Raw genomic sequence first — 24,399 nt, 5'->3', positions numbered from 1 at the left:
CTCCCGGAGGCTGCATGACCCGCCCGGTCCTCGACAAAGAAGCCCTTCGCCGCAAATATCGCGAGGAGCGCGACAAACGGCTGCGCTCGGACGGCAACGACCAGTACCTGCGCCTCACCGGCCGCTTCGCGCACTACCTCGACGACCCGCACACGCCGGTGACCGAGCGCGAGCCGAAGACCGACCACGTGGCGGTCGCGCTCGTCGGCGGCGGGTTCGCCGGCCTGGTCACCGCCGCGCGGCTGAAGGAGGCCGGGGTCGACGACGTGCGCATCATCGACAAGGCCGGCGACTTCGGCGGCACCTGGTACTGGAACCGCTACCCGGGAGCGCAGTGCGACACGGCGTCCTACGTGTACATGCCGCTCCTCGAGGAGACCGGCCACATGCCGACCGAGAAGTACGCGCACGCGCCCGAGATCCTCGAGCACTGCCGCCGCATCGGCGAACACTATGGCCTGTACGACCACGCGCTGTTCCACACCCAGGTCGTGGACCTGGAGTGGATCGGAGGGCGCTGGCTCGTCCGCACGAACCGGGGCGACGCGTTCACCGCCCAGTTCGTCGCCATGGGCATCGGCCCGCTCCACGTGCCGAAACTGCCCGGCATCCCGGGAATCGACGACTTCCGGGGCCATTCCTTCCACACCAGCCGCTGGGACTACGCCTACACCGGCGGCGACCCGTCAGGCGCGCCCATGGACCGGCTGGCCGACCGGCGGGTGGCCGTCATCGGCACCGGCGCGACGGCCGTGCAGTGCGTCCCGCACCTGGCGCGGGCGTGCAAGGAGCTGTACGTGTTCCAGCGCACCCCGTCGTCCGTGGACGTCCGCGGCAACCACCCGACCGACCCCGGCTGGTTCGCCGGTATCGCCACACCTGGCTGGCAGCAGCGCTGGCTGGAGAACTTCACGGCCATGCAGACCGGCGCGGCGGCCGAGGAGGACCTGGTGATGGACGGCTGGACCGACATCGCCCGCCGGGTCCGCGCCAGGATCAGCCGGCTGGACGAGCTCACCCCGGAGACGATGCGGGCCGCGTTCGAGGACTCCGACTTCGAGAAGATGGAGGAGATCCGCGCCCGCGTCGACGCCATCGTGGCGGACCCGGAGACCGCGCGGAAGCTCAAGGCGTGGTACCGCCAGCTCTGCAAGCGCCCCTGCTTCCACGACGAATACCTGCAGGCCTTCAACCTCCCCGGCACGCACCTCGTCGACACCGACGGCAAGGGCGTCGAGCGCGTCACCGAGACGGGCGTCGTGGCCGCGGGCAGGGAGTACGACGTCGACTGCGTCATCTACGCCTCCGGCTTCGAGGTCGGCACCGACTACACCCGCCGCGCCGGATACGACCTGACCGGCCGCGACGGGGTCCGGCTGTCGGAACGCTGGGCCGACGGCATGCGCACGATGCACGGCATCCACGTGCACGGCTTCCCGAACGCCTTCCTGGTGCAGCACACGCAGGGCGCGAACCTGCTCTCCAACATCCCGCACAACCTCACCGAGGCCGGCCGGACGATCGCGCTGATCGTCAAGCACGCCCTCGACCACGGCTTCGCGGAGGTCGAGGTGACCAAGGAGGCCCAGGACGCGTGGATCGAACTGCTGCTGTCGGGTCCGGGCACGCTGCTGGGCGGACCGGACTGCACGCCGGGCTACTACAACAACGAGGGACAGGATCTCGGGCTGCGCGGCTGGCTCAACGTGGGGTATCCGCTGGGGGCGACGGCGTACTTCGCCTACATCGATCGGTGGCGGTCGTCGAACACCTTCGAAGGACTCGAGTTCCGCCCGTGACTCCGCCGTGCGTGGTCACGGACACCACGAGCGCGCGAGCGGCGAAATGACACACGAGCCCGTGGTCCTCGGCCACCATCAAGGCGATTGTCCAGCTCAACGACGCGCGTCACCAATGAGGCATCCGGTGCCTTCTTGAAGGTAAACCCAGCACTACTGCCTGACATCCCGACAGTGGATACGGTCACAGAGTGCTGAACAGGACAGCGTTGGAGGCGCTCACCCGGCGGCCGCTGCCGTTCCTCGGGTCCGCCTGGCCGTGGCGGTGCGCGGCCTACCTGATGGCCAGCGTCGTCCCCGGTGCGGTCATCGGGCTTGTCGCCGCGGTCGCGCAGGTCCTCCCCGAGCCGCTTGTCTACGTCGCCGGGCCGGGCGTCCTGGTGTTGTCCCTCTTTCCCCTCGCCCGGTTCGAGCGGCTGCGGTTGCGGCTCGTCGACGGCGTTCCCCTGCCGGAGGTGCCGGACCGGCGCAGGCGGGAGGCGGGGCTGGCCGTCATGACGCTGCTCGCGATGTGGTGGATCGACCTGATCATGGTGGCGTTCACCGTCGCGGGGCCGGCGTTGCTCATCCTGACGCCGGTCGTGCAGCCGGAGGTCGCGCCGACGGTCGGCGTCATGGCGAGCGTGGCAGGAGTGCTGCTGTTGCCGGTGGCCGCGTACACGGTCACGGCCTGGGGCGGCGCCAGGGGCGCCATGGCCAGGGCGATTCTGGCGCCCCAGGGGTCGGAGCTGAGCGAGGTGCTGCGGTCGCGGGCGCGGCTGGTGGACGCGTTCGAGATGGAGCGGCGCAGGATCGAGCGGGACCTGCACGACGGCGCCCAGCAGCGGCTGGTAGCGCTGTCCATGACGCTCGGCATGGCCAGGCTCGACCTGCCCGAGGACTCCGAGGCGGGCCGCCTGCTCGGCCTCGCCCATGGCGAGGCCAAGCAGGCGCTGGCCGAGTTGCGCGAGCTGATCCGCGGCGTGCACTCGCCGATACTCACCGACCGGGGGCTGGCGGCCGCGGTACGCGACGTGGCCGGGCGGTCCCCGGTGCCCGTCAGTGTCGACGTCGAGGTGGGCCGGTTGCCCGCGCCTGTGGAGGTCACCGCGTACTACGTGATCAGCGAGGCCCTGGCGAACCTGGCCAAGCACAGCCGGGCCACCGAGGGCGTCGTCATCGGCCGGATCCAGCGTGGCATCCTGGTCGTCGAGGTCCGCGACGACGGGGTCGGGGGCGCCGACCCGGCCAAGGGCACCGGGCTGACCGGCCTGGCCGACCGGCTGGCCGTGGTCGAGGGCAGATTGTCACTGTCCAGCCCGATCGGCGGACCGACCCTGCTGCGAGTGGAGATCCCGTGCGCGTAGTGATCGCCGAAGACGCCGTCCTGCTCAGGGAGGGCCTGGCCGGGCTGCTCGAACGTTTCGGCCACACCGTGGTCGCCTCGGTCGGCGACGCGCCCGGCCTGCTCGCCGCCGTCGCCGAGCACTGGCCCGAGGCCGTGGTGACCGACGTGCGGATGCCGCCCGGATTCACCGACGAGGGGCTGCGGGCCGCGCTGCAGCTCCGCGGCCGGCACCCCGAGCTGGCCGTGCTGGTGCTCAGCCAGTACGTCGAGCAGACGTACGCCGCCGAGCTGCTCGACTCCGGCGACGGTGCCGGCGTCGGCTACCTGCTGAAGGACCGCATCGGCGACGTGCGGGAGTTCGTCGACGCGCTCGACCGGGTGGCCGCGGGCGGCACGGTCGTGGACCCCGAAGTGGTGCGGCAGCTGTTGCGGCGGCGGCGCGACCCCCTGGACCGGCTCACGCCACGCGAGCAGGAGGTGCTGGGGCTGATCGCGGAGGGCCGCACGAACGCCTCGATCGCCAAGGAGTTGTTCGTCACGGAGGCGGCCGTGGCCAAGCACATCGCGAACATCTTCGCCAAGCTCGACCTCCCGCCGGCCGCCGACGGGCACCGGAGGGTGCTGGCGGTGCTGGCGTACCTGAGACAGGGCTGATCAGGCGCGGGATGCGTCGATCCGATCCTAAAAGTAGGGTTTGTTGGCATGAACGAGCAGTGGCAGGAGGTCGGCGACCGGGTTTATGTCCGGCGTCACCGGTCGTTCGACATGAACACGGGTCTGATCGTCGGTGACGACGGGCACTGCCTGGTGCTCGACACGCGTACCTCGCACCGGGAGGCGGCGGACCTCATCGAGGCGGTCAGAAGGATCACCCCGGGACCGTGGACGGTCGTCAACAGCCACTCCCACTTCGACCACTACTTCGGCAACGCGCTGTTCCGGCCCGCGGAGATCTGGGGGCACGCCAGGTGCGCCGAGGAGATCGAGCGGGACGGCGAGCAACATCGCGCCGGCGTGATCGGGCGCCTGCCCGAGCGGCGGGAGGAGCTGGAGGAGGTCACGATCGTGCCGCCGAACCAGACGTTCACGGCCGCGGCGAGCCTGGACATCGGCGGGCGCATCGTGCATCTGCGGTACTTCGGGCTCGGGCACAGCAGCAACGACGTGGTGGTCCACGTTCCCGACGCCGGTGTGGTCTTCGCCGGCGACCTGGTGGAGGAGGGCGCGCCTCCGGCGTTCGGCGACTCGTACCCGCTGGACTGGCCGGCCACCGTCGCCGCGATGCTGGACGAGATGCCCGAGCAGGTGGTCGTGCCGGGGCACGGCGCGGTGGTGGAACGGGCGTTCGCGCAGGCCCAGCAGGCCGAGCTGGCGCTCGTCGCCGAGCTGGCCAAGCGGGCGCACGTGGAGGGCCTGCGCGACCTGATCAAGCACTTCCCCTATCCCGAGGACGTGGTCAGGCAGGCCATCGACCGCGCCTTCCTGCAGATCGACGCCTGAGGATTGCCAGGCTATATTGCATTTTGCAATATAGAGGGAGGCATCATGGCGCGACGCCACGACCTGGTCGGCCTGACCGTGCTGGCCCTGCTCACGGTGCGCGCCGCCCACCCCTACGAGCTGCACCGGTTCATCGTCGAGACGCACAAGGACTACATCACCGGCCTGCCGCGCAGCCTCTACCACGCGGTCGAGCGGCTGGCCAAGGACGAGTTGATCGTGCCCGCCAAGACCGATCGCGAGGGCCGCAGGCCGGAGCGCACGGTCTACGAGATCACCGAAGAAGGCCGCGCGGAGCTCGCCGCCCGGCTGAAGCAGCTGCTGGAGCGGCCCGACCCCGACCGGTGCACGTTCGTGGCGGCCGTCTCGCTCATCGGCTGCCTGCCGCTGCCGGACGCCCAGCGCGCGCTCCGCGGCCGGGCGGCCACCATCGAGGGCGCCCTGGCCGGGATGGACGCCCACCGGCGGGCCATGGCCGACAGCGGCCTGCCCGCCGTGCTCATGCTCGAAGTCGAGTACGAGCAAGCGTTGCAGCAAGCCGAGCTGGACTGGATCAAGGACCTGCTCGGCCGGCTCGACAAGGGGGAGCTCGACTGGGCCTCCAGGTGAAGGAGGCCGCCGGGGTGCGCCAACACCCCGGCGGCCGGACATCCGAACAAGGCGCCTGCCCTGCCCGAACGCGCATGCACAGGATAGGCGCCGCGACCATTGGAGCAGTGCCATGTCCACAGAGATCGTCCGCCTGCTCGCGCGGACACCCGGTAGGCGACCATGACGAAACGGCTCATCACCGAGGTCGCCGGCGTGGTGACCGCACCGGTCGAGCAGGTGTGGCAGGCGCTGCTCGGCGACCGGCCCGCCTACGAGATGAAGACCGAGGTCGGCGAGCACACCGTCGCCTAGCAGGGCGGCTGGTGGTACCGCGGCGAATGGTCGGTCACCCGTCACCCCGAGGGCGCGCGGGTGGACCACCGCGTCTACAGCGTGGCCGGCCCGTACTGGGCCGTGGCGCTGGCCAACCAGCTTTTCGTCGGCTTCGCCGAGCGTACGCGCCGGTCGTTCGCCGAAGGCATCTCCCGCATCGCCGACCAACTGGGATGCACCGCGCGGCTCGCCTAGGCTTCACCCCTGACCCGGAAGGAAGCCGAAGGCGGCCCCCGGGTCAGGGGTGAGCGTGCTGATCACGCCAGCCGGATCTTGCCCTTCGCCACCTTGATCTTCTTACGCGGGAGCGGCCGCGTGGCAGGACCGTTCAGCACGGCCCCGGTCGAGGCGCTGAACTTGCTGCCGTGGCACGGGCAGTTGATCGTGCCACGGCTCACGCTCGCCACCGCGCAGCCCTGGTGGGTGCACTTGGCGCTGAAACACCGGTAGACGCCCTTCTCCGGCTGCGTGATCACGTACTTGCCCTTGATGATCCTGCCGCCGCCGACCGGGATGCTCTTGGTCGTGGCGAGCACAGGACCCGCCGCCGCCTCGGCCCGGCCGGGCCACAGGAAGACGACTCCGCGCTCGCGGCGCCACCTCGGATGATCAATGCGCGGCGTGTGAGCATGATTGCCTCCTTCAACCGTCCTCACGTTCGCAGATCACCGATGGTTCATGTGTGACACAAGGGAAATCTGGCGACGAACCCACCGCCGGCGTACACCAGACTGCCCTGGTGCAGGGTCGCGATGTCCCGGGCGATCGGCAGCCCGAGCCCGGCGCCGCCCGCGTCCCTCGCACGGGCCTCATCCAGCCTGGTGAAGCGGTCGAACACCGCCTCGCGCTGCTCGAACGGGATCCCGGGCCCGTCGTCGAGCACCTCGAGGACGGCCTCGTCCGTCTCGGCGTGCACGCGTACGCACACCGTCGAGGCGGCGTGGCGTACCGCGTTGTCGGTCAGGTTCGTCACCAGGCGGTCGAGGTGCGCACGGGAGCCCTTCATCACCACGTCCGGCTCGATGTCCAGCTCCACCCGCACTTCGGGCCGCCGCCTGACCCGCAGCGACTCCTCGGCCGCCACCTGGCCGAGGTCCAGCTCGGCGGTCCGCAGCGGCTCGCCCGCGTCCAGCTTGGCCAGCATGAGCAGGTCGGCGGCCAGGGACTGCAGGCGTTCGATGTCGGCCAGGGCCTCCCTGGTCAGCTCGCTGGGCTCGGCCAGCTCAAGCCGGGCGCGCAGGGTCGCGATGGGGCTGCGGAGCTCGTGCGCGGCGTCGGCGACGAACCGCTTGTGCGTCTCCACGGCCGTCTCCAGCCGGTCGAGCGTGCCGTTCACGGTGGTGGCGAGCGCGGCGATCTCGTCTTTCGACCGCGGTACGGGGACACGCTGGTGGAGGTCGCGGGCGGTGATGTGGGCGACCTTGGCCCTGATCGCGGCCACCGGCGCCAGCGCACGGCCCACCGAGAACCAGGTCATGGCGGCCACCACGAGCAGCACGGCGGGCACGCCGGGCAACAACGCGCCGTACAACGTCCGCAGGGCGTCCGTGGCGCCGGCCAGCGAGGCCCTCGACCACAACATGGCGGGGCCGGTCTGGGTCGTCACCTTCATCCCGGCGACGGCATACTCGCCAGGCTCGGCCCACTCCTTGATCACGTCGCCCTTCTCGGCGGTCAGCACGACATCCGGGTCGGCGACCGTGGCGACCGTGCCGTCCTTCAGATGCACCGCGCCTGCCTTCGCGGCGGGCACCCTGATCGGAGTGCCGGGCGCCATCTCGATCGTCCGGGCGAGCGGCACCGCGGCCTCGGCCTTCCTCGTCGCCTCGGCTCCCGCGCTGGTCTCCAGGCTGCCGCGCAACACGATCACCAGCAGCAGGGCCACGATCCCCAGGGTGAGCGCCACGACGAGCGTCGCCGCCGCGGTCGCCTGCAGCCGCACGGACGAGAGGCCCACGGCACTCCGCCGCCACCTGGACGCCACGACAACCCGCCGCCACCCGGACCCGAGGACCACGGCCGCACGTCGCCACCTCCCGAGTCCGATCACACCGCCTCCAGCCGATAGCCGGCCCCGCGAACCGTCATGAGCGTCGTCCGGCCGAACGGCACATCGATCTTCCTGCGCAGGGCGCTGATGTAGACCTCGACGATGTTCGGGTCGCCGTCATAGGAGAAGTCCCAGGCCTGGGCCAGCAGCTCGCTCTTGGAGACCACCTCGCCGGGCCGCCGCGCGAGCGCGTGCAGCACCGCGAACTCCTTCGGCGTCAGCCCGATCCCCACCTCGCCCCTGCGGCACCGCAACCCGGCCGGATCGATCACCAGGTCTCCCACGCTGATCGCCACCGGCCGCTCGCGCCCGCCCCGCCGCACCAGCGCGCGCAGCCGGGCCAGCAGCACCACGTACGAGAACGGCTTGGCCAGGTAGTCGTCGGCGCCGTTGTCGAGCGCCTCGGCCTCGTCGTAGATGCCGTCCTTGGCCGTGAGCATCATGATCGGCGTCCAGTCGCCCGCCTCGCGCAGCCGGGCGCAGACCGCGTACCCGTTCATCCGCGGCAACATGACGTCCAGGACGATCACGTCGTACGTGTTCTCGGTGGCCATCCACAGCCCGTCGCGCCCGTCGTGGGCCACGTCCACGGCGAAGCCCTCGCCCGCCAGGCCGCCCTTGATCAGGTCGGCCAGCCGCTCCTCGTCCTCCACCAGTAAGACTCGCACACCGTCCAGGTTCTCTCAGGTCACCTAAAGCCAGCCTGAAGATCATTTAGGGGCTCTTCAGTGTCGCTTCAGGTACGGCAGGCCAGTCTCGGGAACGTTCGACCGATCCCAGTGAGGAGAACCCATGTTCAAGAGACGTCTCGCGGTGCTCGGCGCGGTCTGCGCGCTCGCGCTCACCGGCCTGGCCGGGTCCGCCCTGGCCGACGAGCCGCCATCCACCGCGGGCGCCAAGGTGACGTGCACGACCAGCGACGGCAAGACCATCGAGCTGTCCGCGGCCGAGCCGGCCAAGGCGATGGGCGTCGTGGTCGCCCCCGACGGGGAGGCGAAGAAGGTCGATCCGGGCGAAATGGTGAAGCTGCGTGCCGTTCCCGCGGAGAAGCTGCCCGAAGGGGCCGAGCCGCCCGTGATGGTGAAGAAGGTCGAGCTCGCCGAGGGCGACGCGGTGGCCGCCGTTCCCGCCAAGCCCGCCGAGGGTCTGCCCGTGCCCCCGGAGGCCGGCAAGGCCCCCGAGGGCGGCCATGGCAAGGCGGTCACCATCGTCTGCAAGAAGCCCGAGTAGTCACTCGGCGAACGACGGGTGCGGCCCCAGCGCCCAGTACTCGAAGAGGCCGTGGCCGACGAGCCCGTCGTACTCGAAGCGCCCGACGGCGTCCACCAGGCCCCACATCCTGGCGGCGTCGTGGGGCAGCCGGTACGTCACGCCCTGCACCACGGGCCCGGGCCCCTGGTACATGCCGTGCCGCCAGTCCGGCTCCAGCCCGTAGCCGGTGCCCACCATGAGGTGCACCGGCAGGATCGGGGTGCAGAGCACGTCGAACGGCTTGCCGCCGGGCGGCGAGAAGGTGATCACGGCCTCGACGACGTCCCGGGTGCCGGGGGCATAGACGGGGCGGTAGTCCGGCCGGCCGAGATACTCCTCCTCCCGCCCGTCCGGCCAGACGCGCACGGCCTCCTCCAGCAGCCGGCGGCCGCGCTCGTCCTCCTGCACGATGCAGAGGATGGCGTGGTCGTCGAACTGCATCGGCGCGTAGAGCCAGTAGAACGTGCCGGGGTTCTTGGCCTGGATGCCGGGCGGCTCCGCCTCGCCGACCGGCCGGATGCCCCAGGACCGGTCTCTGGTGCCCTGCCAGCGGTCGGGGGTGACCGGGATGTCCTCCCCACCGATCCTGATATTTCCGGACCAGCGGCCGGTCTGCGCCAGGCGTACCGAGTCGAACATCACACGCTCCTGCCACCGCAGGAAGTGCCGGGGTTCGAGGGTCGCCGGGATCGTCCCTTCCCAGAGCAGGTCGAAGGACAGGCCATGTTCGTTCGGCTCCAGGACCACCCTGAGCCGCTTGAGCCCTTCGACGACCTCCACGCGGAAGGGGCCGATCCCGGTGTCCATCCGGTCGGCGCCGAGCTCGCGCGAGGCCCGGACGACGCGGTGCAGGTCACGGTGCCGTACGCAGGCGAAGGCGTCGGTGACGCCCAGGTTGGGGTACTGGCCGAGGCCGACGATCAGCATGAGCTCATCGGTGCCGGCGTGGCAGTTGAAGTAGTAGCGGTCGTAGAAGTTGCGGTCGGAGGTGGCCACGTGCCGCATGACCTGGGCCGCCTGGTGGATGGGGTAGTCGTCGAGCGGTGACAGCGCCATGACCGCGGTTGTAGCAAGCGCTTGGTGGAACGTCAACGGACGAGGGCACAGTCAACGGACGCGGGCACAAGGGAAGCGCGCCCCCGTACAAGGCGAGGGCGCGCTTCCTGGCGAGATCAGGACATCTTGCGGGATGTCTCGTCCGCCTTGTTCGACACGTTGGCCGCGATCCGGTCCGCGGACTCGGCGGTCCGTTCCGCCTTCTCGTTGACCCATCGTGAGGCATCGGAGGCGGATTCCTTCATGTGCTCGGTCCACTGCTGGGCATTGCGCCGGTAGACCATGTAACCCATGGCTCCTATGGCAATCCCGGTCAAGAGAACGAGCAACGGCCACTGCCGCGACCGCGTGGGCGTCGGGTCGATCTTCCTGGCCGCCGTGGTCAGCATGTGGCTGACCCTGGGGGCGACCTGGTCCTCGAACCCGTGCGCCACGGACTCAATCCGCGGCGCCGCCCAGTAGCGGGCGTCTTCGATTCGATGGGCGGCGGCCACCTTGGCCTGGTCCGCCATCGGTGCCATGCGGTGGCCGGTTCGCACGGCCTGGGCCCTTACGCGGCCCATCCACGTGGCTGGTACTTCGATGACCACGCGGCGTCTTCTCATTGTCAGGGACACGACAACCTCCCCTGTCGTTGGAGCCCCGAGCCTGACCTTCCCTGGGCAGGGCCGCTCAATCATGGCCGTCCATGGGAGGATGGCTCTGAAGGCCGTACGGCCATAGTCCTCAAAACACTACAAACCAACCCTGTGCATAGAGGGGGGCAGCTGTCTCGTGGCTGAGAAGCTGATCGCTAACCTGCAGACCAATCGCGGCAATATCAAGGTAGAACTCTTCCCCACCAAGGCCCCGAAAACGGTACGCAACTTCGTGGAGCTGGCGGAAGGCGGCCGCGAATGGACGCACCCGGGCACCGGTGAGAAGAGCACCGGCCGCTACTACGACGGCACGATCTTCCACCGGGTCATCTCCGGATTCATGATCCAGGGCGGTGACCCGCTAGGGCAGGGCATCGGCGGCCCCGGCTACGAGTTCGACGACGAGATCCACCCGGAGCTGTGGTTCAACCGGCCGTACCTGCTGGCCATGGCCAACGCGGGCATCCGCTTCGGCAAGGGCACCAACGGCTCGCAGTTCTTCATCACCGTCGTGCCCACGCCGCACCTCAACGGCAAGCACACCATCTTCGGTGAGGTGATCGAGGGCCAGGAGATCGTGGACGCCATCGCCAAGACCCGCGTCGACCGCCGTGACCGCCCGGTGGAGGACGTGGTCCTGGAGTCGGTCACCATCGACCGCGTCCAGGCCTGACGGGGCCCTGACGGGACGGGCCCTCCGCTCGGAGGGCCCGATGCCCGACACGCCGCCACGCATCCCACGCTGTCACCGCGCGGCGCTCACACGAGCGCGGCGCCATGTGGTCATCGCCTGGTTCTTGGCCGGGTGGGGTTCCTGCGGCGTCAGATGCGTACGTGGTCGTCAGGTGGCCGGGCGCGGTGTACGGGCACGCGGCAAGCCCGTGCAAGCCATAGGCTTTCGGTCATGACCAGCCAGCCGCCCAGCCCACCCCCTCAGCCCGAGCAGCCGGCTGAGGCCGTGCCCACGTGCTACCGGCACCCCGACAAGGAAACCTGGGTTCGCTGCCAGCGCTGCGACCGTCCCATCTGCCCTGACTGCATGCGCGACGCGGCGGTCGGCTTCCAGTGCCCCGAGTGCGTGGCCGAGGGCAACCGCGGGGTCCGCCAGGCCAAGTCCACGTTCGGCGGCAGCGTCGTACGCACGCCGTTCGTGACGTACACCATCCTGGTCATCAACGTCCTGGTCTTCGGCGCCCAATACCTCGCCGGCAACGAGGTCACGGGGGAGTTGGCCATGTGGCCCGCCGGCGTGGCCGTGCTCGACCAGTACTACCGGCTGATCACCGCCGCGTTCGTGCACGGCGGCGTCTTCCACATCCTGTTCAACTGCTGGGCGCTCTACGTCGTCGGCCCATACCTGGAGCGCGCCTTCGGCCACGTGCGCTACGTGGCGCTCTACTTGATCAGCGCACTCGGCGGCTCGGTGCTCGGTCTCTGGCTCGACCCGCTCAACCAGCCCACGGTCGGCGCGTCCGGGGCCATCTTCGGCCTGTTCGGCGCGGTGTTCGTGGTGGGCCGCAAGCTCAACATGGACGTGCGCGGCATCGCCGTGCTCATCGCGATCAACCTGGTGATCACCTTTGTGGTCTCGGGCATCAGCTGGACCGGCCACATCGGCGGTCTGATCACCGGCTCGCTGCTGGCGGGAGCAATAGCCTACGCCCCCAAGAACAACAAGACCCTGTGGCAGGTCCTGGCGATCACGGGAGCGCTGGCATTGCTGGCCGTCCTTGTGGTGGTGCGGGCGTCGGCCATCCTGGCCGCCGTCTGACCCCCCACAGGGTGTGGAAAAAGCTGTGGAAAGAACTACCGCCAGCGGGTGGAAAGAACCACACCGAAGATGATGAAAACAAACCCGATCAACAGGTTCCAGTTCTGGAGGTCACCGATGAAGGGCGTCTGCGGCGCGACGTAATACACCGCGATCCAGAGGATACCGATGATCCACGCGACGACCATCGTCGGCGCCAGCCAGCGGGGGCTGACCTTGACCTGCTGAGACCTCTGCGGCGGCGTGTAGACCGCCTTCTTGCGAGCCTTGGACTTGGGCACTGGATAACTCCTGCTGAGGGCCTGGGGCATCCGGATCGTCCGCAGGCTCTTTGTTTAGCCTAGTTGAAGCGGGGTCCAGAATAGTCGCCACGCACACGTCATGGCGATCCCTGCCGCCCCCGATCCCCGGACAACCTGCTCGAAGGCGGGCTGCGCCGCAGGTCGTGGGGGGAGACGAGCCGAAGAGGCCGCGGTGGCCGTACTCTGGTATGTCGTCTTTCCACTTTTTGAGCCCTTGGTGACGCCCGACGAGGTGACGGTAAGGAAATGAGCCGCGTGCTGGTCGTGGACAACCACGACAGCTTCGTCCACACGATCGTCCAGTACCTGCGTGTGCTGGGCGCGGACTGCGACGTGCGGCCACGCGACCACGTACGCGTGAGCGACGCCGACGGCTTCGACGGCGTGCTCATCAGCCCGGGACCGGGCACGCCTGAGGCGGCCGGCGTCAGCGTTCCCCTCGTCCGCCACGCGGCCGTGCGCGAGCAGCCGCTGCTCGGCGTCTGCCTCGGCCACCAGGCCATCGCCATCGCCTTCGGCGCCACGGTGTCCCGCGCGCCCGAGCTCTTCCACGGCCAGACCAGCGACATCGTTCACGACGGCAAGGGCGTGTTCGAGACGCTGCCCTCTCCGGTGCGGATGACCCGCTACCACTCGCTCGCCGTGTTGCCCGAGACCGTCCCCGACGTGCTCGACGTGACCGCGCGTACGACGGACGGCGTGGTCATGGGCCTGCGGCACCGTAGGGCGCCCATCGAGGGCATCCAGTTCCACCCGGAGTCGGTCTTGTCCGAACATGGCTACACATTGCTTGAGAATTGGCTCCGCGGAACCGTGTAACGAACGTCGCGCGCCCGGCGACTACCTAGTGAGCGTCCCCGCCGTTGCCCCCGAGCGGCGGGGGCGTTCTTTCATGTCATGAGCGAACAAAGGGCCGCCCGTCCCACGCGGGGAACGGGCGGCCCTTTCCGCCTGTGCGAGCTGCCTCAGCCGCCGAGGCCGCCGGGGTCGTCGTCGATCGGGTTGTCCTCGATCGGGTTGTCCTCGGTCGGCTCGTCCGACGGGTCGGTGGGCTGCTCGGTGGGGAACGGGTCGCTCGGCTGCTCAGTCGGCTGCTGCTGCGGACCTGTCGACACCACGATCGTCACGGTCGTGTTCGGCGCCAGCTTGGTGCCCGGGCCCGGGTTCTGCTGGATGACCGTGCCCGCGGCCTGCTCGTCGGGCTGCTCCGTGACCTTGACGCGGAAGCCCGCGGCCTTGAGCTGGGCGGTGGCGTCCTCCACCGTGAGCTGCTGCACGTCAGGCACCTCGCCGAGCTCCTTGGGCACCCAGAGGGTGACGGTGCCGCCCTCCTGGATCTCCTCCCCGGACTTGGGGCTGGTGGCGACGACGGTGCCCTGTGGCTTGCTGGAGACCCTGGTCTTGACCGTGCCCTGCAGGCCGGCGGTCTCCAGTGCCTGCATGGCCTCCGCCTGCTGCATGCCGACGAGGCCGTCCGGCACCTTGACCTTCTTCGGCCCCGTGGACACGAACAGCTTGACGGACGAGCCCTTCTCGACCTTGGTGCCCTGGGCGGGATCCGTCCTGATGACGGTGTTCTTGTCGACGTCGGAGCTGGGCTCCTTGACGACCTCGACCTTGAGTCCCAGGCCCGTGAGCTGGCTCTCGGCGAACTTCTGCTCCTGCGAGGCGAGGGACGGAATGGCCACCGTCGTGTCCGACGCCGTGTTGCCCGCGCCGAATATCAGATAGCCGGCCGTGACGAACGCGCCGATGATCAGCAGCGGAATGATGATCCACAACGCGGTCTTGACGCCGTTGCCACCGCCGCCGGAGGCCCGGCGCCGCCCGCCACGCCCGCCGCCGTCGCCATCACCGTAGTCGTACGGCGGGATCGCGCTGGTGCGCTGCGTGCCAGGGCCGGAGCCGGCCTGCGTGGCCGTCATCATGCGCGTGCCCTGGCCGTAGTTGCTCGTCATCGCCATCGTCTGGGCGTCGGTCGGCATGCCGGACATGGCCCGCTGGATGTCGGCCCGCATCTCGGCCGCGCTCTGGTAACGCTGGGCCGGGTCCTTGGCCATGGCCTTGAGCACGATGGCGTCGGCCCACGGCGGGATGTCGCGGTCGATCTGCGACGGCGGGATCGGCTCCTCGCGGACGTGCTGGTAGGCGATCGCGACCGGCGAGTCGCCGGTGAACGGCGGCTGCCCGGTCAGCAGCTCGTAGAGCAGGCAGCCGGTGGAGTAGATGTCGCTGCGCGCGTCGACCCGCTCGCCCCGCGCCTGCTCCGGCGACAGGTATTGCGCGGTGCCGATCACCTGCGCGGTCTGTGTCATCGTGGCCGCGGAGTCGGCCATCGCCCGCGCGATGCCGAAGTCCATCACCTTGACGTCGCCCGCGCGGGTGATCATCACGTTGGCCGGCTTGATGTCGCGGTGCACGATGCCGCCGCGGTGGCTGTAGTCCAGCGCCCGCAGGATGCCGTCGACCAGCTCGACCGCCCGCTCGGGCATCAGCCGCCGGTCCTGGCGCAGCAGGTCGCGCAGCGTCCGGCCGTCGACGTACTCCATCACGATGTACGGCACGGGCGTGCCGTCGGTGGCGTCTTCGCCGGTGTCGTAAACCGCGACGACGGCCGGGTGGTTCAGTGAGGCCGCCGACTGCGCCTCACGGCGGAACCGGGCCTGGAAAGTGTGGTCACGCGCCAGATCGGAGCGGAGGGTCTTGATCGCGACTATGCGGTCCAGCCGGATGTCTCGGGCGCGATAGACCTCGGCCATGCCGCCGCGCCCGACGACACCGTCGAGCTCGTAACGACCTCCGAGTAGCCGAGGCTGAGTCATTTCCTGCACTGTCCCTTACCGTTCATCTTGGGTGCCGGCCTGCTCGGGGGGCCGCCGGTGTCCATCATCGACCCCCTGGCGCGTCACGTCTCCTCCTTGGGCGGGTTCGTCTCACCCGGGTCTGGCGAAGCGGTCGGTGTCGAAGCCGTCGGTGTCCTGGTGGGCGTTGGGGTGGGAGTGGGTGTCGGGGTCCGGGTGGTCGGTGTCGGCTTCGGCGTCGGCTTCTTGGTGGGAGTTGCCGACTTGCTTACCGTAGCTGACCGTGAGGGTATAGGCCTCGGTGACTTGACCGGAACCACCGCCGGGCGCCGGCTGCGCGTTTTGGTCTTGCTCGGGCGCGCCTGCTCCGGTGTCAAAACCGCCGATTCTGTGGGATCCACCACGTCGGGCGCCGTCTCCACCGCCGGACGGCCGGCGAGGGAGATGGCGCTGAGCCCCACCGCGGCCACGCACCCGGCCGTGGCCACCGCGGCCAGCGTCCTGGCGCCCTTGCGCCGTTTGCCTTTCCCGCCCGTGCGCTGTTCCAGCGCCGTCGCCGGGGCGAGGTCGTCGGTGTCCCGCTGGTCCTCGGGCGACGGCTCGCGTACGCGGAAGCCGGACGGGTCGGTGAGCATGCTCAGATCGGCGCCGGGCTCGGCGCCGGCCAGCGACTCGCGCAGCACGTAGGCTCGGTCGGCCACCTCCAGCGCCGTGGCCGGGCGCTGCGCGGGATCCTTGGCCAGCAGCGCCAGGACCAGCTCACGCAGCGGCGCGGGCACGTCCACGCCGAGCGGCGGGGGCGCCTCGTTGAGGTGCAGCAGCGCGATCGCCACCTGGCTGTCCCCGCGGAACGGCGTGCGCCCCGCCAGGCACTCGTACGCCACCACGCCCAGCGAGTAGAGGTCGGTCGCGGGTGTGAGCGGGAAACCCTGCGCCTGCTCGGGGCTGACGTATTGGGCGGTGCCCAGCACCGTCCCCGTCTGCGTCACCGGCGCCGCCTCCAGGGCCCGCGCGATGCCGAAGTCCGTCACCTTGATGATGCCCTCGGGGGTGACGAGCAGGTTGCCCGGCTTGATGTCGCGGTGGATGATCCCGGCGGAGTGCGCCGCGTGCAGTGCCTTGGCGGTCTGGTGCACCACGTCCAGCGCCACCTCGGCCCCGATGGCGCCGTTGCGGGCCAGGATGGCCGACAGCGGCTCCCCGTGGACCAGCTCCATCACCAGGTAGGCGAGGTCGCTCTGCTCGCCGTAGTCGAAGATCTGCGCGATCCCTGGATCGGCCAGGGACGCCGTGAGCCTGGCCTCGTTGCGGAAACGCTCGCGGAAGGTGAGGTCGGCGTAAATGTGGCTACGCAGGATCTTGACCGCCACCTCGCGGCCGAGGAGCTCGTCGCGGGCACGCCACACCTCTCCCATACCGCCCGTGGCGATGCGGGAGACCAGGAAGTAGCGGTTACGGAGCCGCATGGTCCAGCAGGTTACCGTCACTCACTTGTTCAGCACCGCCTCCAGCACGGCCTTTGCGATCGGCGCGGCCGTGTGACCGCCTGTCGCCTCCGCGCCGACGTTCGCGGCGCCGGACTCGACGATGACCGCCAGCGCCACTTTCGGGTCCTCCGCGGGCGCGAAGGAGATGAACCAGGCGTGCGGCGCGGCGCGGTCGCCGGACTCCGCGGTGCCTGTCTTTCCCGCTACTTGGACGCCTGGAACCTGCGCGAGGTTTGCCGTGCCGTTGTTGACGACGCTCACCATCATCTCGCTCAGCTTGCCCGCGGTCTCGGGGCTCACCGCCTGCGACAGCTCCTCAGGCTTGGCCTCGTCGACCGAGTCGCCCTTGGCGTCGGTGATCTTGTTGACGAGGTACGGCTTCATCACCGTGCCGTTATTGCCGATCCCCGCCGCGATCATGGCCATCTGCAGCGGCGTCATCCGGTTGCTGCGCTGCCCGATCGAGGCCATCGCCACGGCCGCCTGGTCCTCCTTCTCGCCGAAGTCGCTCTGGGCGACCGACATCGGCACGGCGATCTGCTCGCCCATGCCGAACTTCTCGGTCTGCTCCTTCATCTTGTCGTAGCCCAGCTCCAAGCCCATCTTGCCGAAAGGCGTGTTGCAGGACCTCTCCAGAGCGAACTTCAGCGTCACCTGGCCAGAGCCGCACGCCGCGCCGCCGTAGTTGGGCAGGCTGATGTTCGTGTTGGGCAGCGGCAGCTGCTGTGGCGCCTCGATGGTGGTGTCCGGCCCGCGTGAGGAGTCGTCCTCGAGATAGGCGGCCATCGTCACCACCTTGAAGGTCGAACCCGGCGGGTACGTCTGCCCGATGGTGCGGTTGAGCAGCGGCTGGCTCTTGTCCTTGGCCAGCACGTCGTAGCGCGTGAAGACCTTGCCCTTTTCGGTGCCCGACAGCTCGGTGGGGTCGTAGGTCGGCAGCGAGACCATCGCCAGGATCGCGCCGGTCTTCGGGTCGAGCGCGACGACGGCGCCGCGCTTGCCGCTGTTGCGCAGCGCGTCGTAGGCCGCCTTCTGCGCCTTGGGATTGATCGTGACCTCGACGTTGGCGCCCTTGGTCGGCTCGCCGGTGAACAGGTCGATGCTCCGCCGCAGCAGCAGATCCGCGCTGGAGCCGTCGAGCAGGTCGTTCTCGGACCTCTCGATCGCGCTCTCGCTCTCGGGCGAGAAGAAGCCGGTGACGTGCGCGTACAGCTTGGCGTCCGGGTATTCCCTGGCGAACCTGAACTTCTTGCTCTCGGTCTCGACGGACTGCGCGATCACCTTGCCGCCCGCGACGATGCGTCCCCGCTCGATGGCGTAACGCGCGTAGTAGTTGCGGGTGTTGCGGGAGTCGCCGCTCAGCTCCTCCGCGCGGACCGCCTGCAGGATGTTCACGTTGATCATCAGGAGCGCGAACATGACCAGGCAGGCCACGGCCGCGCGCTTCAGGGTCTTGTTCATCGCTGGAACACCTGCGTCAGTCCTTCGTTCTGGATCGCCTGAGGCGGGGGCTTTCGCGCCGAATCTGACATTCGTACCAAAAGCGCGATAAGGATCCAGTTAGCCAGCAACGCCGAGCCACCCTGGGACATGAACGGGGTGACCAGGCCGGTCAGGGGAATGAGGTTCGTCACACCGCCGACGATGATGAACACCTGCCAGGCCAGGATGAACGACAGGCCGCCCGCCAGCAGCTTCGAGAACGGCTCGCGAGCCGCGAGCGACGTGCGCAGGCCCCGCTCGACCAGCAGCGCGTAGAGCATGAGCAGCGCCATCAGGCCGGTCAGGCCGAGCTCCTCGCCGACCGCGGCGAAGATGAAGTCGGAGAACGACAGCGGGATCAGGTCGGGATTGCCCTGCCCGAGCCCGGTGCCCAGAATGCCGCCCGCGCCCAGCCCGAACAGGCTCTGCATGATCTGGAAACTGCCGCCGATCTCCCGGTTGTAGAACTCGTCGGAGCTCGGGTTGAGCCAGATCTGGAACCGGTCGCCGACGTGGTCGAAGACCATGCCCGCGAGGAAAGCGCCACCGGCGAAGAGCAGCACGCCGATCAGCACCCACGACGTGCGCTGGGTGGCGATGTAGAGCATCGCGATGAACGTGCCGAACAGCAACAGCGACGTGCCCAGGTCCTTCTCGAAGACCAGGACGAGCAGGCTGAGCGCCCACGTGACGAGGACCGGGCCGAGGTCTCTGGCCCGCGGCAGGTCGATGAGGAGCAGCCGCCGCCCGGCCAGCGCCAGCACGTCCCGCTTGGCCACGAGGTAACCGGCGAAGAAGACCACCAGCGCCAGCTTGGCGAACTCGCCCGGCTGGATGGAGAAACCGCCGATGCGGATCCAGATCTTGGCGCCCTGCACCTCGCTCAGCGAGCTGGGCAGCACCGCGGGGATCGCGAGCAGGACCAGGCCGATGGCGCCGGCGGTGTAGGTGAGGCGCTGGAGCATACGATGATCGCGGATCACGAGCAGTGTGGCCGCGAACATGACGACGCCGACGGCCGTCCACATGATCTGGTTGGCGGCTGACGCGCCGGGCATCTTCGCCGACTCGAGCCGGTAGATCATCACCAGGCCGAGACCGTTGATCACGGTCACCAGCGGCAGGATCAGCGGATCCGCCCATGGGGCGAACTTGGCCAGCACGATGTAGGCGATCAGCATCAGGCCGCCCAGACCCAGACCGTACGTCAGCATGCCCGCCGGGATCTGGTCGTCGATCGCCAGGCCGACGTTGGCGTACGCGCCCATGACGATGACCACCGCCAGCGCGAGCATGACCAGCTGGGCCACGCGGCGCTTGGCCGGCATCGGGACGGGGGCTTCGGCGACTTCGCTCATTTACTGCTGTTTCGTCTTTGTCGGGCTCGCGGATGGCGTGGGAGACGCACTAGTCGTCGCGGTCGTTTCGCTCGGCTGATCTCCGGAGAACTTCAACGCGTTGATTTTCGTGAGGCCTTCGTCGACGGAAAGGACGGGTATTCCGCTCTTGATCAGTGCCTGGTCGGCCTCGGACAGCTGGGAGAGCTTCCGTCCCGTGGGCTTGGAGACGCTGAAAAGCTGGAGCGGACCCAGCTCCTTCTGGACGCCCTGGAACACGACCACTTCGTCGCCCCTGGCACCGACGAAGAACTGGTCCTGGGTCCACTGATATCCAAAGTAGCCGCCGGCGCCGACGGCCGCGATGCCAATGCCGAGCACGGTGACCAGCACGGGCCACAGACGACGACGCCTGCCCGACCGCCGGGACGCCTGCGCGATCGGCTCGTCGAAGTCGTCGTCGGTGATCGCCGGCTGGGGTGCGGTCACCGAGCCAGGTCGCCCCGGCGAGGTGTCCTGCGGATTTCCGCGCAGCCTGGTCATGCCCGCGGCGCCTACGATGGCGGCCTCGGCAGGCACCTGCTGCCCATCGGTGATCTCCAGGACGTCGGCCAGCACACACGTGATGTTGTCCGGCCCGCCTCCCCTGTTCGCCAGGTCGATGAGCTGGCGGACGACCTCTTCCGGGTCGTCGATGTTGGTGAGTGTGGCGTGCAGCGTCTCCGCGCTCACCACACCGGACAACCCGTCGGAGCACAGCAGGTAGCGGTCGCCCACCTGCGCCTCCCGGAGCGTGAGGTCGGGATCGACCTCGCCGCTGCCGTCGAGCGCCCGCAGCAGGATCGAGCGCTGCGGATGCGTGGCGGCCTCTTCCGGCGTGATGCGCCCGTCGTCGACGAGCTGCTGCACCAGCGTGTGGTCGTGGGTGATCTGGTAGAGCTCCCCGCGCCTGAGCAGGTAGGCGCGCGAGTCGCCGACGTGCACGAGGGCGACCTGGGTGCCGTGCCAGAGCATGGCTGTGAGAGTCGTGCCCATGCCTTTGAGGCTGGGATCCCGCCCGACCATCTCGTGCAGCTTGCGATTGGCGTCGCGTACCGCTGCCTCGATGGTGTTGAGCAGGTCACCCCCCTGTTGGGCCTCTTCGAGCGAGGCCATGGCGGCGATGGCGACTGAGCTCGCCACCTCGCCGTGTGCGTGCCCGCCCATGCCGTCGGCGACGGCGAGCAGGCGGCCGCTAGCGTACGCCGAGTCCTCGTTTCCTTCGCGGAGGAGGCCGACGTCCGAGCGGGCGGCGTAGCGGAGTGCGATGGTCATTTGCGCAATTCAATGACTGTCTTGCCGACGCGGATCGGAACACCGAGCGGCACCGGGGTCGGGCGGGTGACTTTCGAGCGGTCGAGATACGTGCCGTTGGTCGACCCGAGGTCTTCCACGATCCACTGACCGTCCTGAGGGAAGAGCCGGGCATGCCGGCTGGATGCGTAGTCGTCGGTGACTACCAGCGTGGCGTCGTTCGCCCGGCCAATGGTGATGGGCGTCTCCGTGAGATCGATGGTGGTGCCTTGCAGCGGGCCACCTGTGACGATGAGCTGGCGTGGCTCGCCCTTTTTGCTCTTGGGCTTCGCCACGGCCTTGGCGGGTTTGGCGGCTTTGCGTGGACCCGCGGGAGCCGTGCGTGAACCGAACAAGTCAGTCCGGATCACGCCGACTGCGGCAATGACGAAGAACCACAGCACCGCCAGGAAGGCGAGCCGGATCAGCAGCAGCGTGAGCTCGGACATGGACCGTTTGTCTACCCCTAATCGCGCCGGAACACCAGAGTCGTACGCCCCAGGGTCACTCGCGTGCCGTTCTGGAGCTCGATCCTGCGTACCGGCTGGCCGTTGACGAAAGTGCCGTTCGTCGATCCCAAATCGACGAGGACCACAGTCTGGCCCTCGACACGCAGCTCCGCGTGGTGCCGCGAAACGCCGGGATCGACTAGACGAAGATCGCAGTCGGTGCCCCTGCCTAGCAAGGTCACCGGAGTGGTGAGCTCGTAAGAGCGGTCGCCCTGCGGGTCATCCTGGGTGGAGACGAGCAGCCTGGGCCGCCCGTTGAACGCATGCGGCCGGGACGGAGGCAGGTCGCTCGCCGGCTGGCGGATCTCGTCCTGTTCGACCGTCGCGCCGCGAATGACGCCGGACCTGATGCGGAACAGGCCCACAGCCAGATCGCCGGCGGTCTCGAAGCGCACCCGGACCGGTCCTACGAAAGAGTAGCCCTGTTCCTTGGCGTACTCCCTGGCGAGGTTGGCCAGCTCGTGACTGATGCTGTCGGCGTAGACCTCTAGCCGTTCGCTGTCGGTCGTGGACAGCTCAACCACGAAGTCGTTGGGCACGAGCGTGCGACCTTGAGCGACGATCGCCGCACGCTCATCCATCTCCCGCTGAACCGCGCTGGCGACCTCGACCGGCTGAAGGTCAGATTTGAACGCCCGCGCAAAGGCCCCCTCAACCAAGCCTTCGAGCCTTCGCTCGAAGCGCTGAAGGACTCCCACCGGGTACCTCCCTTCCTCCGTGCATATGATCGCGTTTCCCCGACGCGTACGGCGCCCGGTTTCCGCTCGTTTCCACGTCGCGGCGGTCCCGGCGCCCCGTCGGCTGTAGCGCCCAGCTCCTCCGCTCCCGTGTCTTATGCGATCGTATCCGGGTTCAGTACCAGTGGCTGTTCCGTGCTACTGTTTCTCCGCACCCAAAAAAGGGCGGGTGGCGGAACGGCAGACGCGCACGGTTCAGGTCCGTGTGTCCGAAAGGACGTGAGGGTTCAAATCCCTCCTCGCCCACTCGGTGACTGGGGACCCCTGGTCGGAAGCTTTGCTTCCTTCCGCGGGTCCCCTCGTCGTGTTTTCCGGGGGGTAACCCCCGGACCCCCAGCGTTTTCGGGGCGCTTTGCCCCCCGGGCCCCCCTTTGTCTGCGGTGGTTGCCCGCCGCTGTTTGGGTTGCCCATCGTTCTTGGGTTGGCCGCCGTTCTTGCGTGGTGGCCGCCGTTGTTGCCGGTCCCCACCCTGACGAAGTCATCGGCGGATCGCAAGAGGTGGGGCCTCTTTTCTTGGTTGCGGTCGTGGTCGCCTTCGGACGGTACGTCAGGGTGGTTGCAGGGCGCTTTCGTGCTGCTTGCTGTGTTTTACGTCACACGTTCGTGTCTAGCAGTTCGCCCAAGAGGTCGGTGAGGCTCACCATTCCGATGACCGATCCTGATTGGTTCGTTACCAGGGCCAGGTGGGATCTCGCCTCTTGCAGTGCTGTCACCGCCTCTGGGACCTGCGTTACGCAGGCCAGTTCGGGGAGGGGGTGCGTCAGGTCCCTTGCCTTGCTGCTCGGGTTCAGGAGGGCGTCTCTTGCGTGCAGGGTTCCCTCTACGGCGTTCGGGGTGCCTACCAGGAGTCGCAGGTGACCGCATTCTGCCGCGGTCGCTCTGATCTCTGCTGCTGTTGCCGTTGATGGAACCATGATTGCCTCTGTTATCGGGACCATGAGGCGTTCTATGCCTTCTGCCTGTAGGCGTAGGGCCCTTGTCAAAAGGTCGTGTTCTTCTCGGTCCAGGAGGCCCATTCGGCCTGATTCGCCTACCAGCATCGCCAGTTGCCGGGGGGTGCGGGTCGTGGCCAGTTCGTCTCTCGGCTGGACGCCGAAGAGGCGGAGGATGGCGTTGGTGAGGCCGTTCAGGGTCGTGAGCAGGGGGCGCATCACGTGGGTGAAGGCGCGGAACGGCAGGGTCAGCAGGAGGGCCGCTCGTTCCGGGTGGGTCAGGGCCCAGGACTTCGGGGCCATTTCGCCGATCACCATGTGGAGGAAGGTCACCAGGGCCAGGGCGATCGTCAGTGAGATGGGGAGGCGGAAGGACTCCGGGATCGCTATCGCGGCGAAAACCGGCTCCAGCGCGTGTTCCAGTGCCGGCTCCGAGACCTGGCCCAGTCCCAGGGTGCACAGAGTGATGCCCAGTTGGGCGCCGGCCAGCATGAGGGAGAGTTGTCTGCCGCCTGCCACGGCGGACTTGGCGGCGAATCTCACCAGGCGGTTGCTGCCTGTGGCCATCTCTTCCAGGCGGTGGCGTCTGGCCGAGACGAAGGCGAACTCCGCTGCTACGAACAGCGCGTTGAAGGCCAGGAGGGCGAGACTGATGAGGAGCATCGTCATCGGGTCGCCTCCGCCGGCTCGGTGAGCGGTTCGGGGACGAGGCGGACCCATTCGGGCACGCGGCGGTTCAGGGACATGACCGTCAAGTGCGCCACGTGGTCGGCTTCGTTGTCCGTGAACGGGTCGTCGGTGGGTGGGCTGACGGGAACCGTCACCTCGTCGCCGGGGTCCGGCATCCGGCCCAGTCTGGCCAGGACCAGACCGGCGAGGGTGTCGTAGTCGTCGCTCTCGGGGAGCGAGATGCCGGTGGCGCGCTCCACCTCGTCCAGGCGCAGCCAGCCGGGCACCTCCCAGACGCCGGACTCGCGTTCCACGGCGCCCGCGGGCTCGGGGTCGTTCTCGTCCAGCAGCTCGCCGACCAGCTCCTCGGCCAGGTCCTCAATGGTGATCACGCCTGCCAGGCCGCCGTACTCGTCGATGACCAGGGCGATGTCGTCCCTGGCCGTGCGCATCCTGTCCAGGACGGATGGCAGGGGGAGGGAGTCGGGGACCAGG

Annotated in this window: 26 protein-coding genes and 1 tRNA gene; 12 read left to right on the top strand and 15 right to left on the bottom strand. The window is 68.8% G+C overall.

The genetic code is table 11. From position 1 onward, the window contains the following. The first annotated feature begins 14 nt into the window (after positions 1–14). The 7 genes from ETD86_RS00130 to ETD86_RS56575 all read left to right on the top strand — a co-directional run bounded on the left by ETD86_RS00130 (position 15) and on the right by ETD86_RS56575 (position 5,745). On the top strand, positions 15–1,799 hold the full coding sequence (locus ETD86_RS00130; protein ID WP_138663992.1) for a flavin-containing monooxygenase: 1,785 nt from the start codon (positions 15–17) through the stop codon (positions 1,797–1,799). Positions 1,800–1,990: 191 nt separating this feature from the next. Next, on the top strand, positions 1,991–3,145 hold the full coding sequence (locus ETD86_RS00125) for a sensor histidine kinase (RefSeq protein ID WP_170222800.1): 1,155 nt from the start codon (positions 1,991–1,993) through the stop codon (positions 3,143–3,145). Beyond that, positions 3,136–3,780: a LuxR C-terminal-related transcriptional regulator gene (locus ETD86_RS00120; protein WP_170222799.1), complete on the top strand. Its 645-nt coding sequence runs from the start codon at positions 3,136–3,138 to the stop codon at positions 3,778–3,780. The genes ETD86_RS00125 and ETD86_RS00120 overlap by 10 nt, the downstream gene beginning before the upstream one ends. A gap of 48 nt (positions 3,781–3,828) precedes the next feature. After that, positions 3,829–4,626, top strand: a complete 798-nt coding sequence (locus tag ETD86_RS00115; protein WP_138663991.1) for an MBL fold metallo-hydrolase — start codon at positions 3,829–3,831, stop codon at positions 4,624–4,626. A 45-nt stretch (positions 4,627–4,671) separates the two neighbouring features. After that, positions 4,672–5,235, top strand: coding sequence for a PadR family transcriptional regulator (locus tag ETD86_RS00110; protein ID WP_138663990.1), 564 nt, complete (start codon positions 4,672–4,674; stop codon positions 5,233–5,235). Positions 5,236–5,397: 162 nt separating this feature from the next. After that, positions 5,398–5,529 (top strand): hypothetical protein, encoded by a 132-nt coding sequence (locus ETD86_RS58925; RefSeq protein WP_281286847.1) that lies wholly within the window; start codon positions 5,398–5,400, stop codon positions 5,527–5,529. A 60-nt stretch (positions 5,530–5,589) separates the two neighbouring features. Next, positions 5,590–5,745: a hypothetical protein gene (locus ETD86_RS56575; protein ID WP_211369722.1), complete on the top strand. Its 156-nt coding sequence runs from the start codon at positions 5,590–5,592 to the stop codon at positions 5,743–5,745. A 62-nt stretch (positions 5,746–5,807) separates the two neighbouring features. Here the strand turns inward: ETD86_RS56575 and ETD86_RS00100 are convergent, their stop codons facing one another. From ETD86_RS00100 to ETD86_RS00090, 3 genes are all read right to left on the bottom strand, one after another. Continuing rightward, entirely contained in the window at positions 5,808–6,206 is a 399-nt protein-coding gene (locus tag ETD86_RS00100; protein WP_170222798.1) for a QcrA and Rieske domain-containing protein, read from the bottom strand. 20 nt (positions 6,207–6,226) lie between these two features. Further along, positions 6,227–7,507, bottom strand: a complete 1,281-nt coding sequence (locus ETD86_RS00095; protein ID WP_138663989.1) for a sensor histidine kinase — start codon at positions 7,505–7,507, stop codon at positions 6,227–6,229. 89 nt (positions 7,508–7,596) lie between these two features. Continuing rightward, complete coding sequence (locus ETD86_RS00090) at positions 7,597–8,268, bottom strand: response regulator transcription factor (RefSeq protein WP_138663988.1); 672 nt, start codon at positions 8,266–8,268, stop codon at positions 7,597–7,599. A gap of 124 nt (positions 8,269–8,392) precedes the next feature. Between ETD86_RS00090 and ETD86_RS00085 the strand changes: the two genes are divergently transcribed. Beyond that, complete coding sequence (locus tag ETD86_RS00085) at positions 8,393–8,830, top strand: hypothetical protein (protein ID WP_138663987.1); 438 nt, start codon at positions 8,393–8,395, stop codon at positions 8,828–8,830. Here the strand turns inward: ETD86_RS00085 and ETD86_RS00080 are convergent, their stop codons facing one another. Then, complete coding sequence (locus ETD86_RS00080; RefSeq protein ID WP_138663986.1) at positions 8,831–9,907, bottom strand: Rv3169 family protein; 1,077 nt, start codon at positions 9,905–9,907, stop codon at positions 8,831–8,833. It lies immediately after the preceding gene. Positions 9,908–10,023: 116 nt separating this feature from the next. After that, positions 10,024–10,428, bottom strand: a complete 405-nt coding sequence (locus ETD86_RS00075; protein WP_138663985.1) for a hypothetical protein — start codon at positions 10,426–10,428, stop codon at positions 10,024–10,026. Between the two features lie 253 nt (positions 10,429–10,681). Between ETD86_RS00075 and ETD86_RS00070 the strand changes: the two genes are divergently transcribed. Together ETD86_RS00070 and ETD86_RS00065 are read left to right on the top strand one after the other, a co-directional pair. Beyond that, positions 10,682–11,218 (top strand): peptidylprolyl isomerase, encoded by a 537-nt coding sequence (locus tag ETD86_RS00070; RefSeq protein ID WP_138663984.1) that lies wholly within the window; start codon positions 10,682–10,684, stop codon positions 11,216–11,218. A gap of 231 nt (positions 11,219–11,449) precedes the next feature. Further along, positions 11,450–12,316 carry a rhomboid family intramembrane serine protease gene (locus tag ETD86_RS00065; RefSeq protein WP_246147461.1) on the top strand — a complete coding sequence of 289 codons (867 nt, stop codon included), beginning with the start codon at positions 11,450–11,452 and terminating at the stop codon, positions 12,314–12,316. Between the two features lie 35 nt (positions 12,317–12,351). Here the strand turns inward: ETD86_RS00065 and ETD86_RS00060 are convergent, their stop codons facing one another. Beyond that, positions 12,352–12,597 carry a cell division protein CrgA gene (locus ETD86_RS00060; RefSeq protein ID WP_127938089.1) on the bottom strand — a complete coding sequence of 82 codons (246 nt, stop codon included), beginning with the start codon at positions 12,595–12,597 and terminating at the stop codon, positions 12,352–12,354. A 267-nt stretch (positions 12,598–12,864) separates the two neighbouring features. Here ETD86_RS00060 and ETD86_RS00055 point away from each other — a divergent pair, with 267 nt between their 5' ends. Next, positions 12,865–13,437, top strand: coding sequence for an anthranilate synthase component II (locus tag ETD86_RS00055; RefSeq protein WP_138663983.1), 573 nt, complete (start codon positions 12,865–12,867; stop codon positions 13,435–13,437). 146 nt (positions 13,438–13,583) lie between these two features. Here ETD86_RS00055 and pknB read toward each other — a convergent pair whose 3' ends face one another. From pknB to ETD86_RS00020, 7 genes are all read right to left on the bottom strand, one after another. After that, complete coding sequence (pknB, locus tag ETD86_RS00050; protein WP_138663982.1) at positions 13,584–15,440, bottom strand: Stk1 family PASTA domain-containing Ser/Thr kinase; 1,857 nt, start codon at positions 15,438–15,440, stop codon at positions 13,584–13,586. Between the two features lie 83 nt (positions 15,441–15,523). Further along, complete coding sequence (locus tag ETD86_RS00045; protein ID WP_138663981.1) at positions 15,524–16,885, bottom strand: protein kinase domain-containing protein; 1,362 nt, start codon at positions 16,883–16,885, stop codon at positions 15,524–15,526. Positions 16,886–16,906: 21 nt separating this feature from the next. Continuing rightward, on the bottom strand, positions 16,907–18,367 hold the full coding sequence (locus tag ETD86_RS00040) for a peptidoglycan D,D-transpeptidase FtsI family protein (RefSeq protein ID WP_138663980.1): 1,461 nt from the start codon (positions 18,365–18,367) through the stop codon (positions 16,907–16,909). Continuing rightward, entirely contained in the window at positions 18,364–19,746 is a 1,383-nt protein-coding gene (locus ETD86_RS00035; protein ID WP_211369721.1) for an FtsW/RodA/SpoVE family cell cycle protein, read from the bottom strand. The genes ETD86_RS00040 and ETD86_RS00035 overlap by 4 nt, the downstream gene beginning before the upstream one ends. Further along, a complete protein-coding gene (locus ETD86_RS00030) occupies positions 19,747–21,039 on the bottom strand; it encodes a Stp1/IreP family PP2C-type Ser/Thr phosphatase (protein WP_138663979.1) in 1,293 nt (430 codons plus the stop codon). Continuing rightward, positions 21,036–21,506 carry an FHA domain-containing protein FhaB/FipA gene (locus tag ETD86_RS00025; RefSeq protein ID WP_138663978.1) on the bottom strand — a complete coding sequence of 157 codons (471 nt, stop codon included), beginning with the start codon at positions 21,504–21,506 and terminating at the stop codon, positions 21,036–21,038. Before ETD86_RS00025 ends, ETD86_RS00030 begins: the two co-directional genes overlap by 4 nt. 17 nt (positions 21,507–21,523) lie before the next feature. After that, a complete protein-coding gene (locus tag ETD86_RS00020) occupies positions 21,524–22,264 on the bottom strand; it encodes an FHA domain-containing protein (RefSeq protein ID WP_080044004.1) in 741 nt (246 codons plus the stop codon). A 202-nt stretch (positions 22,265–22,466) separates the two neighbouring features. Between ETD86_RS00020 and ETD86_RS00015 the strand changes: the two genes are divergently transcribed. Then, a tRNA-Leu gene (locus ETD86_RS00015) sits at positions 22,467–22,549 on the top strand. 347 nt (positions 22,550–22,896) lie between these two features. Here the strand turns inward: ETD86_RS00015 and ETD86_RS00010 are convergent. Together ETD86_RS00010 and ETD86_RS00005 are read right to left on the bottom strand one after the other, a co-directional pair. Next, on the bottom strand, positions 22,897–23,904 hold the full coding sequence (locus ETD86_RS00010) for a hemolysin family protein (protein WP_138663977.1): 1,008 nt from the start codon (positions 23,902–23,904) through the stop codon (positions 22,897–22,899). Beyond that, a partial coding sequence (locus ETD86_RS00005) for a transporter associated domain-containing protein (protein ID WP_138663976.1) occupies positions 23,901–24,399 on the bottom strand: 499 nt, incomplete at its 5' end. The genes ETD86_RS00010 and ETD86_RS00005, both read right to left, overlap by 4 nt.

The sequence above is a fragment of the Nonomuraea turkmeniaca genome (assembly GCF_005889735.1).
Taxonomy (GTDB): domain Bacteria; phylum Actinomycetota; class Actinomycetes; order Streptosporangiales; family Streptosporangiaceae; genus Nonomuraea; species Nonomuraea turkmeniaca.
Note: the sequence above shows the minus strand (reverse complement) of the source record. Positions and strands in the feature narration are given on the sequence as shown.

What these genes read in the sequence shown, in the direction of transcription:
- ETD86_RS00130 (WP_138663992.1), top strand. Translation starts at nt 15, where the DNA reads ATGACCCGCCCGGTCCTCGACAAAGAAGCCCTTCGCCGCAAATATCGC.
- ETD86_RS00115 (WP_138663991.1), top strand. Translation starts at nt 3,829, where the DNA reads ATGAACGAGCAGTGGCAGGAGGTCGGCGACCGGGTTTATGTCCGGCGT.
- ETD86_RS00110 (WP_138663990.1), top strand. Translation starts at nt 4,672, where the DNA reads ATGGCGCGACGCCACGACCTGGTCGGCCTGACCGTGCTGGCCCTGCTC.
- ETD86_RS58925 (WP_281286847.1), top strand. Translation starts at nt 5,398, where the DNA reads ATGACGAAACGGCTCATCACCGAGGTCGCCGGCGTGGTGACCGCACCG.
- ETD86_RS00085 (WP_138663987.1), top strand. Translation starts at nt 8,393, where the DNA reads ATGTTCAAGAGACGTCTCGCGGTGCTCGGCGCGGTCTGCGCGCTCGCG.
- ETD86_RS00080 (WP_138663986.1), bottom strand. Translation starts at nt 9,907, where the DNA reads ATGGCGCTGTCACCGCTCGACGACTACCCCATCCACCAGGCGGCCCAG.
- ETD86_RS00075 (WP_138663985.1), bottom strand. Translation starts at nt 10,428, where the DNA reads ATGGCACCGATGGCGGACCAGGCCAAGGTGGCCGCCGCCCATCGAATC.
- ETD86_RS00065 (WP_246147461.1), top strand. Translation starts at nt 11,450, where the DNA reads ATGACCAGCCAGCCGCCCAGCCCACCCCCTCAGCCCGAGCAGCCGGCT.
- ETD86_RS00055 (WP_138663983.1), top strand. Translation starts at nt 12,865, where the DNA reads ATGAGCCGCGTGCTGGTCGTGGACAACCACGACAGCTTCGTCCACACG.
- pknB (WP_138663982.1), bottom strand. Translation starts at nt 15,440, where the DNA reads ATGACTCAGCCTCGGCTACTCGGAGGTCGTTACGAGCTCGACGGTGTC.
- ETD86_RS00045 (WP_138663981.1), bottom strand. Translation starts at nt 16,885, where the DNA reads ATGCGGCTCCGTAACCGCTACTTCCTGGTCTCCCGCATCGCCACGGGC.
- ETD86_RS00040 (WP_138663980.1), bottom strand. Translation starts at nt 18,367, where the DNA reads ATGAACAAGACCCTGAAGCGCGCGGCCGTGGCCTGCCTGGTCATGTTC.
- ETD86_RS00035 (WP_211369721.1), bottom strand. Translation starts at nt 19,746, where the DNA reads ATGAGCGAAGTCGCCGAAGCCCCCGTCCCGATGCCGGCCAAGCGCCGC.
- ETD86_RS00030 (WP_138663979.1), bottom strand. Translation starts at nt 21,039, where the DNA reads ATGACCATCGCACTCCGCTACGCCGCCCGCTCGGACGTCGGCCTCCTC.
- ETD86_RS00025 (WP_138663978.1), bottom strand. Translation starts at nt 21,506, where the DNA reads ATGTCCGAGCTCACGCTGCTGCTGATCCGGCTCGCCTTCCTGGCGGTG.
- ETD86_RS00010 (WP_138663977.1), bottom strand. Translation starts at nt 23,904, where the DNA reads ATGACGATGCTCCTCATCAGTCTCGCCCTCCTGGCCTTCAACGCGCTG.